This is a genomic window from Paenibacillus rhizoryzae, from assembly GCF_059686995.1.
In genome coordinates this window covers 297,136-313,925 of record NZ_JCAALT010000002.1, presented here as the reverse complement: position 1 = coordinate 313,925, position 16,790 = coordinate 297,136, and the positions used below count along the sequence as shown (strand labels likewise).

Annotated in this window: 13 protein-coding genes; 9 read left to right on the top strand and 4 right to left on the bottom strand. The window is 50.4% G+C overall.

All coding sequences use genetic code 11. The features are described 5' to 3' along the window. Positions 1 to 82 precede the first annotated feature (82 nt). Together AC6ESO_RS06735 and pyrB are read left to right on the top strand one after the other, a co-directional pair. Positions 83 to 1,435, top strand: a complete 1,353-nt coding sequence (locus AC6ESO_RS06735) for a TrkH family potassium uptake protein (protein ID WP_497090700.1) — start codon at positions 83 to 85, stop codon at positions 1,433 to 1,435. A gap of 81 nt (positions 1,436 to 1,516) precedes the next feature. Then, complete coding sequence (gene pyrB, locus AC6ESO_RS06730) at positions 1,517 to 2,437, top strand: aspartate carbamoyltransferase (protein ID WP_494818339.1); 921 nt, start codon at positions 1,517 to 1,519, stop codon at positions 2,435 to 2,437. An 87-nt stretch (positions 2,438 to 2,524) separates the two neighbouring features. Here the strand turns inward: pyrB and map are convergent, their stop codons facing one another. After that, positions 2,525 to 3,271 (bottom strand): type I methionyl aminopeptidase, encoded by a 747-nt coding sequence (gene map, locus AC6ESO_RS06725; RefSeq protein ID WP_494818340.1) that lies wholly within the window; start codon positions 3,269 to 3,271, stop codon positions 2,525 to 2,527. A gap of 153 nt (positions 3,272 to 3,424) precedes the next feature. Here map and AC6ESO_RS06720 point away from each other — a divergent pair, with 153 nt between their 5' ends. The 5 genes from AC6ESO_RS06720 (at position 3,425) to AC6ESO_RS06700 (ending at position 11,722) form a co-directional block, all read left to right on the top strand. Then, positions 3,425 to 5,803 carry an AraC family transcriptional regulator gene (locus AC6ESO_RS06720; RefSeq protein WP_497090699.1) on the top strand — a complete coding sequence of 793 codons (2,379 nt, stop codon included), beginning with the start codon at positions 3,425 to 3,427 and terminating at the stop codon, positions 5,801 to 5,803. A gap of 198 nt (positions 5,804 to 6,001) precedes the next feature. After that, complete coding sequence (locus AC6ESO_RS06715; protein ID WP_497090698.1) at positions 6,002 to 6,949, top strand: ABC transporter permease subunit; 948 nt, start codon at positions 6,002 to 6,004, stop codon at positions 6,947 to 6,949. A 14-nt stretch (positions 6,950 to 6,963) separates the two neighbouring features. Then, positions 6,964 to 7,854 (top strand): carbohydrate ABC transporter permease, encoded by an 891-nt coding sequence (locus AC6ESO_RS06710; RefSeq protein WP_497090697.1) that lies wholly within the window; start codon positions 6,964 to 6,966, stop codon positions 7,852 to 7,854. Positions 7,855 to 7,961: 107 nt separating this feature from the next. Further along, a complete protein-coding gene (locus AC6ESO_RS06705) occupies positions 7,962 to 9,545 on the top strand; it encodes an ABC transporter substrate-binding protein (RefSeq protein WP_497091067.1) in 1,584 nt (527 codons plus the stop codon). Positions 9,546 to 9,643: 98 nt separating this feature from the next. Beyond that, positions 9,644 to 11,722, top strand: coding sequence for a right-handed parallel beta-helix repeat-containing protein (locus AC6ESO_RS06700; protein WP_497090696.1), 2,079 nt, complete (start codon positions 9,644 to 9,646; stop codon positions 11,720 to 11,722). Between the two features lie 434 nt (positions 11,723 to 12,156). Here the strand turns inward: AC6ESO_RS06700 and sdaAA are convergent, their stop codons facing one another. From sdaAA to AC6ESO_RS06685, 3 genes are all read right to left on the bottom strand, one after another. Next, positions 12,157 to 13,041 carry an L-serine ammonia-lyase, iron-sulfur-dependent, subunit alpha gene (gene sdaAA / locus AC6ESO_RS06695; RefSeq protein ID WP_497090695.1) on the bottom strand — a complete coding sequence of 295 codons (885 nt, stop codon included), beginning with the start codon at positions 13,039 to 13,041 and terminating at the stop codon, positions 12,157 to 12,159. Next, a complete protein-coding gene (gene sdaAB / locus AC6ESO_RS06690) occupies positions 13,038 to 13,736 on the bottom strand; it encodes an L-serine ammonia-lyase, iron-sulfur-dependent subunit beta (RefSeq protein WP_497090694.1) in 699 nt (232 codons plus the stop codon). Before sdaAB ends, sdaAA begins: the two co-directional genes overlap by 4 nt. Before the next feature lie 119 nt (positions 13,737 to 13,855). Further along, positions 13,856 to 14,656, bottom strand: coding sequence for an AraC family transcriptional regulator (locus tag AC6ESO_RS06685; protein ID WP_497090693.1), 801 nt, complete (start codon positions 14,654 to 14,656; stop codon positions 13,856 to 13,858). Between the two features lie 140 nt (positions 14,657 to 14,796). Here AC6ESO_RS06685 and AC6ESO_RS06680 point away from each other — a divergent pair, with 140 nt between their 5' ends. Beyond that, positions 14,797 to 15,582 (top strand): TIM barrel protein, encoded by a 786-nt coding sequence (locus tag AC6ESO_RS06680; RefSeq protein ID WP_494818348.1) that lies wholly within the window; start codon positions 14,797 to 14,799, stop codon positions 15,580 to 15,582. Between the two features lie 28 nt (positions 15,583 to 15,610). After that, on the top strand, positions 15,611 to 16,630 hold the full coding sequence (locus tag AC6ESO_RS06675; protein WP_494818349.1) for a Gfo/Idh/MocA family oxidoreductase: 1,020 nt from the start codon (positions 15,611 to 15,613) through the stop codon (positions 16,628 to 16,630). Positions 16,631 to 16,790 lie beyond the last annotated feature (160 nt).

Here is a 16,790-nt window from a genome sequence, read left to right as displayed (position 1 = left end):
GATCAGGGTATGGGGTATCGCATGTTCGCTTACACTGGTAAAATTGAACTTATTGAAAATTAAGAGAGGGAGAAGTCGGTTCATGCTGCGTGCTATCATTCGGAAAATGTCTCCTGCTAGGCTAATCGTAACCGCGTATTCGTTAGGGATTTTATTCATTACGCTGCTGCTCATGCTGCCTGTCAGCTTGAAGCCCGGCGTGCGTTTGTCATTCATTGACGCCTTATTCACGGCCGCCAGCGCAGTGAGTGTTACGGGACTTACGACAGTCAGCACGGGCGATTCGTTCAGCGTCTTCGGCGCGGCGGTGCTCATCTTTGCCTTCCAATTCGGCGGGATCGGCATCATGACGCTTGGCAGCTTCTATTGGTTCCTGCTGGGAGAGCGGGTCGGCCTGCTGGAGCGTAAGCTCATCATGATCGATCAGAATCGGAACCAGCTGTCAGGACTCATGCAGCTGATGAAGCTGGTGCTGCTGCTCACACTTGCGATCGAGCTGTTGGGAACTATCCTATTCAGCGTGTATTTCTATACGAGCGGCGCTTCGGACACGCTATGGAGCGCCATGTTTAACGGGTTATTCCATGCCGTTTCAGCCTTTACAAATGCGGGCTTTGACTTGTTTGGGGATTCACTCATTCGCTACTCGGACGACTACTTCGTACAAAGCGTCACGATGGCGCTCATTGTGCTTGGGGCTGTCGGCTTTCCCGTTCTTGCTGAGCTGACGGAATGGGCGAGACATAAGAATAAACGGTTTCGGTTTTCCTTATTCACGAAGGTTACGATGGTCACACACGCCGTGCTCATTCTGCTTGGTTTTATAGTGATATGGCTGACGGAAGCGGGCCATTCCTTCGTGAATATGCCCATTCACCAACAGCTGATGAATGCATTGTTTACTTCCATCACATCGCGCAGCGCCGGCCTTACGATCATCGATATTTCCTCGCTGCATCAGGCGTCACAACTGCTCATCTCGGTACTGATGTTTATCGGGGCGAGCCCGTCAAGCGTTGGCGGCGGTATCCGAACGACCACGATCGCCGTTATTGTGATCGTGATGATCAACTTTGCCAAAGGCGAGAAGGAGATTCGGCTGTTCAACCGTTCGATTAGCAAGGATGACGTCTATAAGAGCTTTGTGTTTTTTTCGATGTCCGTGCTGCTCGTCATTGTAGGCATATTCGCCGTGCTCATGGCGGAAGCGCACCGTTATGATCTCTCGGCTGTGCTGTTCGAGGTCACTTCCGCATTCGGTACATGCGGGCTGTCGACGGGCATTACGGGGTCGCTTCACATATCAGGCAAAATCACCCTCATTCTGCTCATGTTCATCGGTCGAATCGGGATGTTCCTGTTCTTCTCCTTGTTCACTTCCGGTAAGAAGAAGCCGGATATTAAGTACCCCGAAGAGAAGCTGATTATTGGATAATTTAACATTGGCATGGTTTGAATGTACCAGTGGGACTAGCTTATAATCGAATGGACAACGCGCAAAAGGGGATGGCGAAGAATGAGTGGATTGTATCATGTACTCGGAGCGAAGCAATTCGATCGAGGAGAGCTGGAGGAGCTGTTCGAATCAGCGAAAGAGATGGAGCAGGTGGCGCGGGAAGGCGGCAACCAGCGTTTCCCGAACAAAATAATGAGCACGCTCTTCTTCGAGGCGAGCACGCGTACCCGCTTCTCCTTCGAGTCGGCCATGCACCGATTGGGCGGCCGCGTAATCGGCACGGAGAATGCAAGCCAATTCTCGTCCACGATTAAAGGAGAAACGCTGGAAGATACGATTCGCATCATTTCGGGCTACAGCGATCTTATCGTCATGCGTCATACGGATATTGGCGCCGCGAAACGCGCCGCAGCGGTATCGAATGTACCGGTTATCAATGCGGGGGACGGCTCCGGCGAGCATCCAACCCAGGCACTCCTTGATTTGTATACGATTCAGAAGGAATTCGGCCACATCGACGGGCTGCATATCGCGATGATCGGGGACCTGACTTATGGCAGGACCGTGCATTCCTTGAGCTATCTGCTCGCGAATTACAAGGATGTTCATTTGTCCTTTATCTCACCGGATAATGTTCGTATCCCTTCCTACGTGAAGCAGTACTTGGATGAGAAGGGCATATCCTACGAGGAAACAACCGATCTGTCCGGCATTGCCAAGACGGCGGATGTGTTCTACCAGACGCGGATTCAGAAGGAGCGCTTCCCTTCGCCGGAGGAGTACAGCAAGGCGGAAGGGAAATATATTATCGACCGCAAGCTGCTCGATGAGATGAAGGGAAATGCGATGATTCTTCATCCGCTGCCGCGCGCCGGAGAAATTCATCCTGAGGTAGACAGCGACCCGCGGGCGGCTTACTTCAGACAAGCTCAGAATGGCTTGTATATCCGGATGGCGCTTGTGGAGAAATGCTTCTCTTAAAGGCACTCGCAGCACCATCATTGAAATAGAAAAGGCTGTCTCCACCAATGCGCCGCAGCGCATTGATGGAGACAGCCTTTTTACATCCTATTGTTTGGTAAGAATAATCGGACCTTCGTCCGTAATGGCGATGGTATGCTCATATTGAGCGGAGAGTCCGCCGTCCATCGTGCGGGCGGTCCATCCATCGGAATCGATTTTGCTTTGCCACACGCCTGTGTTCAGCATCGGCTCGATGGTCATGACCATGCCGGCTTTCAGCCTGATTCCGCGTCCCGGAGGACCATAGTGCGGTACTTGCGGTTCTTCATGCATATCCTGCCCGATGCCATGGCCGATAAATTCACGAACAACGGAGAAGCCTTCCGCTTCGGCATGCTTCTGGATCGCGTTCGATACATCGCCCATGCGGTTCCCCACAACGGCTTGCTCGATCCCCTTGTACATCGCTTCTTCAGTTACTTGTAGCAGTTTCTTCGCTTGCGCGGATACTTTGCCTACCGCGTAGGACCAAGCGGAGTCAGCCAGCCAGCCATTCAAGTTGACGACCATGTCGATGGTGACGATATCGCCTTCCTTCAGCGGAGTTGCCGAAGGGAAGCCGTGACAAATGACGTCGTTGACGGAGGCGCAGGTTGCGTATGCGTAGCCCTTATAACCTTTCTGCTCCGGCTTCGCGCCGTGCTGCTCCATAAATTTCTCGGCAAACTGATCAATTTCATTGGTTGTGATGCCGGGTTTAATCATGTTCGCGATTTCGCGGTGGCAGGCTGCGAGAATTTCGCCTGCTTTGCGCATATGCTCGATTTCATCTTTGGTTTTAATTATGATCATGTTACACCTCTTTAATGGCTAATTATAATGAAAAAAACGGTCTTCGTAAAGAAAGCGGCTTTACGGTACAGCGTGAAATTGATCTAGCGGTCTGAATCAACATTTGACATAATAATAGGTAAACGAAGTTTCCGCGCTAAAGGGGGAGCAACTGTGAAAGGCTTCGGTATCTATAAGTCGAAAAAATATTTGCAGCGCGTTTTAATCTCCATCATGCTTTCCATGGTTGTAGTGCTCATGGCACTGGCCGTAGCGAATACGTATGTGCTGGAGGACTCCGTCAGACGCAACCAAGAGCAGTCTAACCTCAAGGTATTATCGCAAATTCAATATAACCTTACTTACATGAACGAAATCATCACGCATCTATCCAACTACGTCAATAAAGACAATCAGCTTGCGACCCTCCTGTTCGACATGAAGCTGCCTAAGATGGACTTTATACGCGGCTATCAGCGGATGTCGAGCATTATGGAGAGCGCTTCCTTTCTGCATTCCATTGCCATTTATAATCACACGCAAAATGAAATTTACGGCACGACAAGCGCTTTCCTGCTGGATGGAGGTAAAACAAAAGCAAGCATCCGGGAGTGGCTCTTTAATCCTTCAAAGCCCCATCCAACCTCAAGACTTATTCCTGTCAGCCTGGAGAAGGCAGACGGAGGCATCGATGCTTTTGCTTTTCTCGTGACGAACTCACTTAAACCATTCTCCAGGGCGGAATCGGCGATCATTCTGTACATCAAATCCGATTGGGTGTTCGAAAGCTTGAAGAGGATGGATGCGGTTAGCAATGACAAAGAGGGCAATGAAATTTACATTGCCGATCAAGACGGCCATCTCTATTCCTCGGATGATGCCGTAACCGGTCAGGACAAGGCTAAGCGAGACCAGATCAAACAGCTGGTCCAGCGAGATAAAGCGATGAACCAGCAGCAATCCGGCTTTGTCGTTGGGAAGATCGATGGCAGCAAGCAGCTTGTATCCTATATGGATGACGGAGTTCGCAACTGGACGATCATCTACGTGCAGTCTTATGATCTGATGATGAAGGATGTTCGCTCAACACGGACGAAATTATTCGCAATTACGGGTATTTTCCTGGTGCTGTCCATCGGCATATCGATTTGGCTGTCCTACAAGCTGTATACGCCGATTGAACGAATGCTGCGCCGTATTCGCCTACAGGCACCAAGAGGGGAATCGAATGCAACGCCATTCGACGGCGATGAGCTGCATTTAATGAGCGACAATTATATGCGGCTCTCGCACAAGCTTCAGGAAATCAGCTCGGAGCAAATCGTGAGTAAATACTATTTGCGCAAGCTGCTGACCGACAGCAGTCTGTTTACGCACCATGATATGCTCGAAGTCATCGAGAAGCATGGGCTTGGCATCTCGGTGAAGGAGGAGCTGCTCGTCTGTGTCCTTCGGATCGATGAATTTCAGGCATTTGATCGTAATACGACAGGAGCTGCGAAGAAGCTCTACAGCTTTGCAATCGTTAACATTGCGAATGAAATCATGGCGAAGCGGTATCTCTGCGAAGTGGTGGAGGTGCGAGGCGACCACGTGGTGCTGATTGTTTCTGGACAATCGCCTAGTACAGACAAAGGTGCTGGCGAAAGTGCACAAGAACAAGCAGCAACGCTGGTTGAGGAGGTTGTGCCGATTGTGCGAGAAATTCAGGAAACGATTCTCCATTTCTATGGCATATCGCTCTCCTGCGGAGTAAGTGATTCTATTCCGCAATTTCCGTACATTTCGTCGGCCTATAATCAGGCGCTGCAAGTGTGTAATTACAAGATCATCTATGGCCATATGGCGGTGATAACCCCCGATCAGATCAAGGAGAATTTGTTCAACAAGCAATCCGCTATCCCGGATGTCATTGAACGCAAGCTCTCTGAGGCGCTGAAGAAAGGCCAAATGTCCGAGGCGGGAAGCGAGCTCGAGAAGGCATTTACTATGCTGGCGACGTTCGGATATGACGATATGCTTAGAGCCGTCTCGAACTTAGCATGGGTCGTGAAGAATACGGCGGCGGAAATCGCGAATAACCGGGTCATCAAATTTGATGTCGATCTGGAATACGCGACTCTAATTACGCAGGAGAAAGAAACACTGGAGGAAATGTATATTGCGCTGCTGTCGCTTTGCGCGAGGATCTGCGAAGGTCAGCGTCCGGCAACGATGGAGCGCAACGATATGATTCTGGAGACGATCAAGGAATTGGTTGAACAGAAATATGCAGACATCAATTTAAGCCAGCAGTCCATCGCGGCTACCGTGAAGCTCTCGTCAGCATACATCGGCAAGATGTTTAAGGACAGCACTTCGATGTCCATTACGGAATATATGAATGAGGTTCGACTGAAACATGCGCAGCAGCTGCTTGAAACCGATGATTATACCGTCATCGAAATTATGGAGAAATGCGGCTATTCGAATCCGAGCTATTTCTTCCGGCTGTTCAAAGGGAAGTTCGGAAGCACGCCGAAGGAATACCGGATGAAGAAATCCATCTCATAACGGACTTGTCCTATGACCGCCGTTCCCGCAATGCCTCTTGAGGCAGTGGGAACGGCGGTTTTATTGTGTCTGCAGGCATGTAAACTGCATAAATTCGAACATTTTACACGTGCCGGATACAGCTTTTCGAAAATCGTATTCTATATTTCGTGCTCTGGGCATGGCAACATGAAGGTCAGAAGGAGGAGGTCACAAGTCATGAGGAATTCGGGACAAAGCAGCAAAGGAAACTGGCTAGGTCGAGAATGGCGGCATTTGCGCAAGAACAGAGAGCTGCTGCTGCTCGCCGTGCCGGGCATTCTTTACAAATTAGTAATCAATTATTTCCCGATGGTCGGTTTGATTCTTGCGTTTAAGTTCTTTCGGTATGATCAAGGCATCTTCGGCAGCAGGTGGGTAGGCTTCGATAACTTCGAGTTTCTCTTTAAATCGCAGGATGCACTGCGTATCATTCGAAACACCTTGTTGTATAACTGCGTGTATATCGTGCTTGGCACGGTAACCGCGCTGCTCTTCGCGCTGCTGCTTAATGAAGTATCGGGGCGAATGGTGAAAATTTACCAGACTGCGATGTTTCTGCCTTACTTTATATCGCTCGTCCTTGTCGGCTATATAGCCTACGCCTTTCTGGAGCATAAGAGCGGTTATTTGAACAATATTTTGCAGAACATCGGGATGGAGCCTCATAAATGGTATTTCGAGACAACGCCATGGCTCTTTATTCTGCCTTTGGTATCGATATGGAAGGGAGTCGGCTTCTCCACACTCGTCTACTACGCCGGCATTATGGGCATTAACAGCGAATATTACGAAGCGGCCAGACTCGACGGTGCTTCCAGAGTACAAATGATGACCCGAATCACGCTGCCGCTGCTGAAGCCGCTTATTATCATTTTGTTTATTCTCGGCCTGGGCAATATTTTCCGCGGGGATTTCGGTTTGCACTACTTTGTACCTAATAACGTGGGACTTAACTTTGCGACGACAGACATTATTGATACTTACGTTTACCGTGCGCTTACGAAGCTGGGTGACATTAACTCAGGCGCGGCTGTCGGATTCCTGCAGTCTGTGGTCGGCTTGGTGACCATTGTATCGGCGAATTATTTGGTGCGTAGAGTCGATAAGGACAGCGCTTTATTCTAGGAGGAATTGTGATTATGTCGAATGCGAAATCCATGCAGCAATCCAATTGGTTCATCAATGCATTTTTCCTTATTGTCAGCGCGCTCATTGTGCTTCCGTTCTTGCTCGTCATCGCAGTATCGATTACCTCCGAGAACAGTCTCGTTCAGAACGGATACCGCTTCATTCCGGGTGAGTTTAGTTTGGAAGCATTTCGGATTGTGTTGAAGGAACCGACCATTATGCTCCGCGGCTATGGCGTCACGATTACGATTACGGTGATTGGTACGGTGATCGCGCTGCTGCTTACCGCGCTGACCGCGTACCCGATCTCTCGGCGAGATTTTCGATATAACCGCCCGCTTACTTTCTATGTGTTCTTTACCTTGTTGTTCAATGGCGGATTAATCCCGTTCTATATGCTGATGACTCAATATTTGCATCTCAAAAACACGCTCGGCGCACTCATCATCCCGCTGCTGCTCAGTCCCTACAATATTCTCATTATGAAGGGCTTCTTGGACAAGATCTCGCTTGAAATCATTGAATCTGCAAAAGTAGACGGCTCCAGCGAAACACGGATATTTGTCCAAATCATACTTCCCTTATCGACGCCTGCACTTGCGACGCTTGGACTATTCATTTCTTTCGCTTATTGGAATGATTGGTTCACATCCTTGCTCTTTATTGATAACGATAAGTTTGTACCGCTGCAGTTGCTGCTTGTTCGGATTTTGTCGCAGATCGAGTTTCTCGCCAACTCACCGCTGGCTGAAGCGGCCAGTAAGCTGCAATTTGTCAATTTCCCTACGTTGTCCGTTCGAATGGCGATGGCGATTCTAGCAGGTGGACCGATGCTCGTAATCTTCCCCTACTTCCAGAAATTTTTTGTGAAGGGCATCACAGTAGGCTCCTTGAAAGGGTAACGGCATTTTCATGAGAGGAGGTGAGCGGGAAAGGGACTATGTAGTTTGTTATTGCTTAAATACAAGGTATGGGGTTAACTAAAAACGGAGGTGTCTTTCAAGTGAAAATGAAATCATCGTCTACTGTGCTTAAATGGTGTCTACTACTTCTATGCTTCAGCATCATTGCAGCTTGCTCCAGTAATAACAACGGGAATAACAAGAACACGAATGCGAGTGAGAATACGGCTGCAACGGATACAACCAATACAACTACAGAACCGGCTGCGAACAATACGGCAGAAGAGCCGGCCAAAGAAGAGCTGCCGGAAGTTAAATTGACGTTCTACTATCCGAGCAACCCGCCAGGTCCGGATCAACAAGCCGTCAATGATGAAATCAATAAATATTTGAAAGAGAGAATTAACGCGACGGTTGATTTGAAGCCGCTTTCTTTCGATGAATACGATCCGAAACTGAATACAATCATGGCTGCCGGCGAAGAATTCGATGTCGCTTGGGGCTCCAAGTACTGGCTGCTCAGCTATCAAGCGAATATTGATAAAGGCGCACTGCTAGAGCTTACCGACGACATGATCAGTAAATATGCACCCGAAGCACGCGCCAATGTTCCGGATAAATTCTGGCCGGATATGAAAGCCAATGACGGTAAAGTGTATGGCTTCCCGGTTTACCAGGTTGCAGCTAAAACGAAGAGCTTGGTCATTCAGAAACGTTTTGCCGACAAATACAATCTCGACGTTAGCACCATTCATACGTACAAAGACATTGAACCATTCCTGAAACAGATTAAAGAAGGCGAACCGGATGTTATTCCGTTCGGTATGGGCATGAACTCATGGGGCATCTATACAAGTCCCGATTGGGTTGGCACGGATGGATTGGCCGTTTCGTACAAGAAAGACGATCCGAACTATTCCATTTTGACAGGTGAAGAGCAAATCAATACGAAGAAAGAATACTACGAAACGATGCACAGATGGTATAAAGCAGGCTACATCAATGAGGATGCTCCGATTCTCAAAAACTTCGGGGACCTGGAGAAGAAGGGCAATGTCGCGGTCGGTATCGAATTTACAACAAAGCCGGGCGGCGAGATCGATGAAATGAACAATAATGGCGGCAATGAAGTCATCTATGCTCCGATTTCCGACAGCTACTTCACGGGGATTGCCAGCGCTATGCAAGTCATCAGCAAAACAAGCAAAAACCCTGAACGCGCTTTGATGTTCATCAACCTGTTAAACACAGATAAATACCTGTACAACTTGATTTGCTACGGTATTGAAGGCAAACACTACACGAAGAAAGACGGCGACTACATCGAGCCGATCAAAGATTCCGGCTATGCGCCGAATGTAGACTGGGTATTCGGTAACCAGTTCAATGCTTACCTGAAAGCACCGCAAACGCCTGATGTATGGCAAAAAACGATCGACCTGAACAACAGTGCCATGGTTGCGGCATCGTATGGTTTCTCCGTTAATCAAGATCCGATTAAATCAGAGCTTGCCAATACAAATGCGGTTAACAATGAATTTGCGCAGGCACTGGAAACCGGTGCTGTGGATCCTGCTGAAATTATGCCGAAATATATCGAGAAGCTGAAAGCGGCAGGTCAAGAGAAGATCGATCAGGAAATTCAGAAGCAATGGGATGAGTTCCTTGTGAAGCAAGGCTTGAAAAAATAATACGGATGATTAGTTAGCAAGAAGTAAAAAAGCCAAAGAGGCAGAGGGAGCAGTATTGTACCTTTGCCTCTTTTTACATGGAATGGGAGGCTAGTTGAATGGAGCTGTTTGTTTCTATTAAGGATGGCGATGATGCCAACACAGGGGCGACTGCCGAGGAGGCCGTTCAAAGCCTAGAGCGTGCTAGAGAACTGGTTCGGTTGAAGCTGGCAGATTCCTATAAACAAGACATAACCGTTTGGCTTAGCGGCGGGAGATATGAATTGGCGGAACAGCTGCGTTTTAATGAGCGAGACTCTGCTTCGGATGGCTGCACGGTGACTTATCGGAGTGCAGCGGGAGAGGAAGGTGCCACGATTAGCGGCGGAAGCGCGATTACAGGATGGGAGCCTTATGAAGGCAAACTCTATCGTGCCCGGCTTGGTGCCGGAAGTGCGATACATACCCTCTATGAGAACGGTGAACGCGCATTGGCAGCCAGAAGTCCGAAGCAAGGCTACCATGTCGTAGCAGGCAAGGGAGATGGTGATTCGAGAAGCGGTTTCCGATTCCGTGCGGATGATGTTCCGAGATTCGAGTATGCCCCAGGTGATGCTCAGGTTCATATTTGGCCCGGGGAAGGCGAGTGGAATTGGTTCACCGAAACGAAAACGATCGACCGAATTCGCTGGGAGGAAGGTCTAGTTTCGTTTAAAGAGCCGGCACCATGGGGGATCGACCAGGGCTCGCGGTACAGGATTCAAGGCGCTTTGTCACTCTTGACGGAGCCGGGAGAATATTACTTCGATTCGTCTAACGGTGAATTATATTATTACCCGAGGCAGCTGCCAATCGGGGAACAGCTGATTGTCGCTCCGGCCGTGAAGCGGGTAATCGAGCTGGTTGGAAGCTCGCCCGGCAACCCGGTGAAAGGCATTGTGCTGGAAGGCTTAACGGTAGAGTGCTCCGATTATGCACAGGAGTATCGCATGCCGGATAGCAACTGCGAGCATACGGAGAGCAGGCATGGACTCATTTATCTCGAAAATGCTTGCGGCATTTCAATACGGGGCTGCCGGCTTCGGAACAGCGGCTTCAGCGGTATCGTGCTGAACGGGTATTGTGAGAGTAATGAAATCACGGGCAATCTGATCGAGCACACCGGCTACAACGGAATCTATGTGATCGGCATCGCTCCCGGGGAAGGCGGCTATGCTAGCGCTGAGCAGGCTGATGTGAGCAAAGGGAATCTGATTTCGAATAATTTGATTCGGTTTGGCGGCGAGCTGATAGGTCACAGCTCCGGTATACAGCTCTATCAAAGCGGAAGCAACGAATTGTCACATAACGAAATTCATGGTATGCCGAGGTACGGCATTTCACTGAAAGGCTTAAGGCAGGGGGCGATGGCTTCATCCTATTACGGAACGGAGGTTACATGGGAGAATCATTGGCGTTTCACGCATACGCGGGATAATCTGATTACCCGCAATAACATCTGGGATGTGATGAAGGACAGTCAGGATGGCGGGATGCTGGAGTCCTGGGGAGCGGGAACAGGCAACCGCATTATCGCCAATCGGTTTCATCACAGCGGTATCTATTTCTCCTTCGGCTTCTGTATTTATTTGGACGATGCTTCGGATTACTTCCATGTTTCGCACAACGTCGTCCATGATTTGTACAGCGCCGGCAGCGGCGTGCTGTGGTTCGTTATTTTCTCCAAAGGCATTGGCAACCGGATCGAAAATAATTTGCTCGTGGGTAATGATGCGCGGGCTGCTTTCGGCACGCAAGAGATGGCAGGCGAGGCGAATCTAGAGATTACGATCTTGCGTAATCTTGCAGTGAACTCAGGCGATCAGCTGTATCATTTCGTCAATTGGAAGGATGATCGACTGCAGGAAGCGGACTTCAATCTCTATGATAATGGGGCGAAGGAGCTTACGGTAAGCGGAATCTACGGAGATGATAAAAGAGGGCTGGTACCAATTCCATGGGAAGCATGGCGCAATGTGCTGGATGGCAAATTTGATGCGCATACCTTGAACGCGGATCCGATGCTGATCGCGGAAGGGGAAGGCGGAAACGTGCAATTTACGCTGGATCCCGCGTCGCCTGCCTATGGCCTTGGCTGGGAAGCGATCGATATGAGCAGCATTGGTTTAAAGGCGAGTTTTCCGTTTGCGCGGGGGTGAAGCGGGAGTGGGGAGGACGAGAGGGCTAAGCCATGAGGCGGCGGGGTGTGGATCTCGCCGTCCTTCGCCACGCTAAAGGTAACTTCTCGCCCGAGCCTCACCGCACTAACGCTAACCTCACACTCGACCCTCACCACGCTAACGAATCGTGGAGGTCTTATTTTGGAGAAATAGGCACTTTCATTAATCTAACGAATCACAGAGGTCTTATTTGGACCGAAACAGGTAGAAATGCATGATTTTCGAGCGAATAAGACCCGTAGGATTCGTTAGTATTTCAAATCGATGTTTTTGGATCAAATAAGGCTCCTACGATTCGTTAGCGTGGAGACATCTAACTTTGTGCTACCGAACAACCATCGACGACCAGCTAATTGCCAAAACCAGCACCAGCCGACCACCAATCGATAAAACATTGCACCAAGCAAATGCGGTTACGGTTTCTTCTTATTCTTCAAATCGCTCATGATCTTGCGGCCGGTTGGGGTTTGGGCTAAGCCGCCTCCGGCCGTTTCGCGGTGGATCTCCGGCATGGCAGAGCCGACTTCGAGCATAACCTGAATGACTTCGTCGGATGGAATCACGCTGCGAACGCCGGCTAGCGCCATATCCGCGGCGGCCAATGCCGTGACGGCGCCGAAGCCGTTGCGCACGATGCACGGGATTTCAACGAGCCCGCCGACGGGGTCGCAAATTAACCCGAGCGTATTCTTGAGCGCGAGGCCAACGGCATGAATCGCTTGCGCGGGTGTGCCGCCCCTTAGCTCCACTAGCGCGCCGGCCGCCATGCCGATGGCGGAGCCTACCTCGGCTTGGCAGCCGCCTTCGGCGCCGGAGACGAAGGAATTGTTGGCGATGACATAGCCAATGGCGCCGGCAGCGAATAAGGCATAGACCATTTCTTCGTCAGCCAGGCCAAAGCGCTCCTGGGTGCTGACGAAGACGCCGGGGATGATGCCGCAGGAGCCCGCCGTTGGCGTTGCGATGATGCGGCCCATGGAGGCGTTAACTTCAGACACCGCTAGCGCATAGGCCATCGCATCGCTGGCTGATCCGCCGAGGCTCGGCTCGAGCTCTTGCCGCTTCGCGAGCACGCGCTGCGCATCAAGGCCGGTCAACCCGCTGCGCGAAGTGGTATTCTCATGCAGGCCGCGGCGAACGGCTTCTTTCATGACGCCGTAGTAGGCGGTCATTTTGGCGAACTCGTCGTTAGCCTGCTTGCCTGACTCAGCGCTTTGCTCCTCCAGCATCAGTCTGCCAATGGAAAGTCCGCGCTGCGCGCACAGTTCGCCAAGCTCCGATAACGTCCGAAAATTCATGATGTACCCGTCCCCTCTGTTTGACTAAGATCTACGGTATAAATGGTTTGCACATGGTTGATTTGTTTGATTGTCTCCAGCAGCGGAGCGGGCAGAGCGGCATCCAGCTCAATTACCGTCAGTGCATCGCCGCTTCGGCCTTTGCGATCAACGGACATATGACCGATGTTGACGCTTTCCGATTTCAACAAGGAAGTCAGATCGGCGATAACCCCAGGGCGGTCCGCATGCCGGATAACGAGCGTCGGATAGTTTCCGGTAAGCTTGACGGCAAACTCATTTAATTCGACGATTTCAATATTGCCGCCTCCAATGGAGGTTCCTATCAACGATAGCTGCTGCGGGACAGGCTGATCGACGGATAAGACGAGTTTGACCGTATTGGGATGGGAGAAGAGTCCTTTTCCTTGTTCGAACGAAATAGCAATGCCTCGATCACCCGCGATATCAAGCGCTTGCGGAATGCGATAATCATCGGTGGCGAATCCAAGCAGCCCGCTGACAATCGCTACATCCGTACCGTGCCCTTGATAGGTAGCGGCAAAGGAGCCATAGAAAATAATTTCTGCCTGATCCGGAACGCCGCCCAGAAGCTGACTGGCAACAAGTCCGATTCGGACTGCGCCGGCGGTATGAGAGCTGGAAGGTCCCACCATGGAGGGGCCGATAATGGAGAATACGTCTTTGAATCGCATGCGGGCAGCGACCTCCCGAGTAGTATGAATAAGGTGTAAACAGGCTGTACGGATATAGGCTTACGCTATTGTTTCCAAGTAGAGCCCAGTGAACTCATGGCCAAGTTAGTAGCGGGCGGCTAGCTCAGCCGATAGGCTGCGGGGGACACGCCGTACTTCTGACGGAACACGCGATAGAAATAAGAATAACTGCCGAAACCGCAAGTGACGGCGATTTGCTCCAAGGTCATGGTGCTGTATTTGATGCGGTCGATGGCCATGGATAATCGAACATTTTGGGTATACTGAATGATGGTCATGCCATAGCATTCCTTGAACAGATGGACGGTGCGCGATACGCTGAGGCGAGCGCAGTCGGCAACCTCGGCAATCGTAAACGATCGTGCGGCGTTCTCGTCGATGAAGTTTTTCATGCGTGTGGCGACGAAGGATTTCCCTTGAAACACCGACTGCGTTGTAATCGCGCGGTCAATGCAGAGGCAGAGCGAGCGCAGCAAGTAATCGGCCAGCTCGCGATCCTCTGCTTCGAAGCGCCGTTTCTCTAAGATAAGGGCCTGCCAGACCGACAGCCAGCGCTCATCCGGTACAACCTTTACCCGCTGAGGGCGATCCTTGCGGCTCCACCACTCGTCGAGCCAGCTCCCTCGGCAGATGACGTAGTAATCGCCGCTGGAGATCTCGGATTGCGCTTCCGCTTCATCTTGCGTATGACTTGGCGCAATATTCAGCTGGTAGTAGTCACCGGGTTTAAAAAGCAGCAAATCACCGGCTTCAATCCGCTGCATACGTCCGTCGACGAGCGCTTCACAGCTGCCGTCCACCTGCAATCGAAACACATAGGCGCGTAGTCCGTCCCGATTGATGATCTGAAAGGGCTGTGAATGATAGGAGTAATTGCAGCTCATAATTTCGGTAATCAAATGTCTCTCTCCATTTTGCAGCAAAATTGTACATGTCACTGTTATATAATACATCTACGAACGCCTCTATATCCACTATAATGATTGTCAGATTGGTCAACTAACCGGGCTTGACGCCGACCAGGCGTTCATCCGCCATCATGAAAGGAAGATCACTAGTGAAAATCGGATTACAATTGTTTACACTGCGTGACGATACAGCTAAAGATTTCAGAGGCACGCTTCGCCAAGTAGCGGCAATGGGCTATGAAGGTGTTGAATTTGCAGGCTACGGGGATATTCCGGCTGAAGAAATGCGCGACCTTCTGCAAGAGCTTGGCCTAGAAGCTTTCGGCAGCCATGTTGGCTTGCAGCAGCTAGAAGAGAACTTGGAAGAACAAATCCAATATCTTAAAACAGTCGGCGCACGTTATGTGATCTGCCCATGGTTATCCCCTGAGCAATTGGCTGGCGGAGAAGCGTTCTGGCGCGAGCTGATCGCGAAATTCGCAACTTTCGGTGCTCGTCTGCGCGAAGAAGGTCTGCAATTCTGCTACCACAACCATGACTTCGAATTTGCTGCGGAAATCGACGGCGAATACATTTTCGATGCGATGTACACGAAAGTGGATGCAGATCTGCTTAAAGTGGAAATGGACATCGGTTGGGTGCAATATTCCAATCAAGACCCGCTAGCTTATATTGCAAAATATGCTGGCCGTCTGCCTTTGCTTCACTTGAAAGACTTCCGCAAAGAAACTTCCGTAAACCATATCGATACGGTTGAGCTTGGCAATGGCGACCTTGCGCTTAACGATATTATCGACGCGGCTAACAAAGCAGGCGTGGAATGGCTGGTTGTTGAACAAGACAGCTGTGCAAACCCGCCGCTTGAATCCGTACAAACGAGCATGAACTGGCTGAAAGCAAACGGCCATAAAGCATAATTATTGATTAGAGGGAGAGTTACTCAACATGAAGAAAATCAAAGTAGCCGTTGTAGGCTGCGGCGCGATCGCTCAGCGCCGTCATATTCCGGAATACGCGGCTAACCCGAACGTAGAGTTCGTGGCATTCGTAGATCCCGTTATCGAACGTGCAGAAGAATTTGCAGAGAAATACAATGCGAAAGCATTCACAAGCTACGAAGAAATGCTTAGCGTAATTAAGCCGGAAGCAGTCAGCGTTTGTACACCAAACTATCTGCATGCTCCGGTTACAATTGCTGCGGCAAACGCAGGCGCTCACGTGCTTGTTGAGAAGCCGATGGCTTCCACAGACGAAGAAGCGGCTGCAATGATCGAAGCAGCCAGCAAGAACGGCGTTTACCTGATGGTTGGCCACAACCAACGCTTGATGCCTCCGCACGTGAAAGCGAAGCAGCTTCTTCAAAGCGGCGCGCTTGGCCGCGTGTTGACGTTCCGCACTTCCTTCGGCCATCCCGGTCCTGAAGGCTGGAGCGTAGACGGCAAGGGCAGCTGGTTCTTCCGTAAAGAAGAAGCGATTATGGGCGCTATGGGTGACCTTGGCGTACACAAATCCGACTTGATCCGTTACCTGCTTGACGATGAAGTTGCACAAGTAACCGGTTATATCGGTACGCTTGATAAAGAAGGTACGGATGTTGACGATAACGCAACTTGCTTGCTTCGCATGAAGAGCGGCGCAATCGGCACGCTTGTAGCAAGCTGGACGTACTACAAAGGCGAGGACAACTCCACTGTATTCTGGTGCGAGAACGGCGTGATGAAGATCGGTACTGATCCGAAGGATCAAATCATCGTGGAGCTTCGCAACGGCACGGTTGAACGGTATAACGTGGGTGCAATCAGCACAAACGATAAGCAAGAAACAAGCGGCGTTGTAGATGCGTTCATCGATTCGCTTCTGACGAACACCAAACCAAGCATCTCCGGCGAAGAAGGCCGCAAATCGCTTGCAGTTATTCTGGCTGCATTCGAATCCCAAGCGACTGGCCGCGTAATTTCTCTCTAATATTAATTTGCACTTACACCTACGATGACCCGCAGGCAGCACACTTGAACATTCAAAGTGACTGCTTGCGGGTCATTTTTTCGTCGGAACGCGCTAAGATTACCTCATCATCGTTTAATAATTCCTCATTGTAGGCTTGGACTTGGAGCGCTATGCTAGG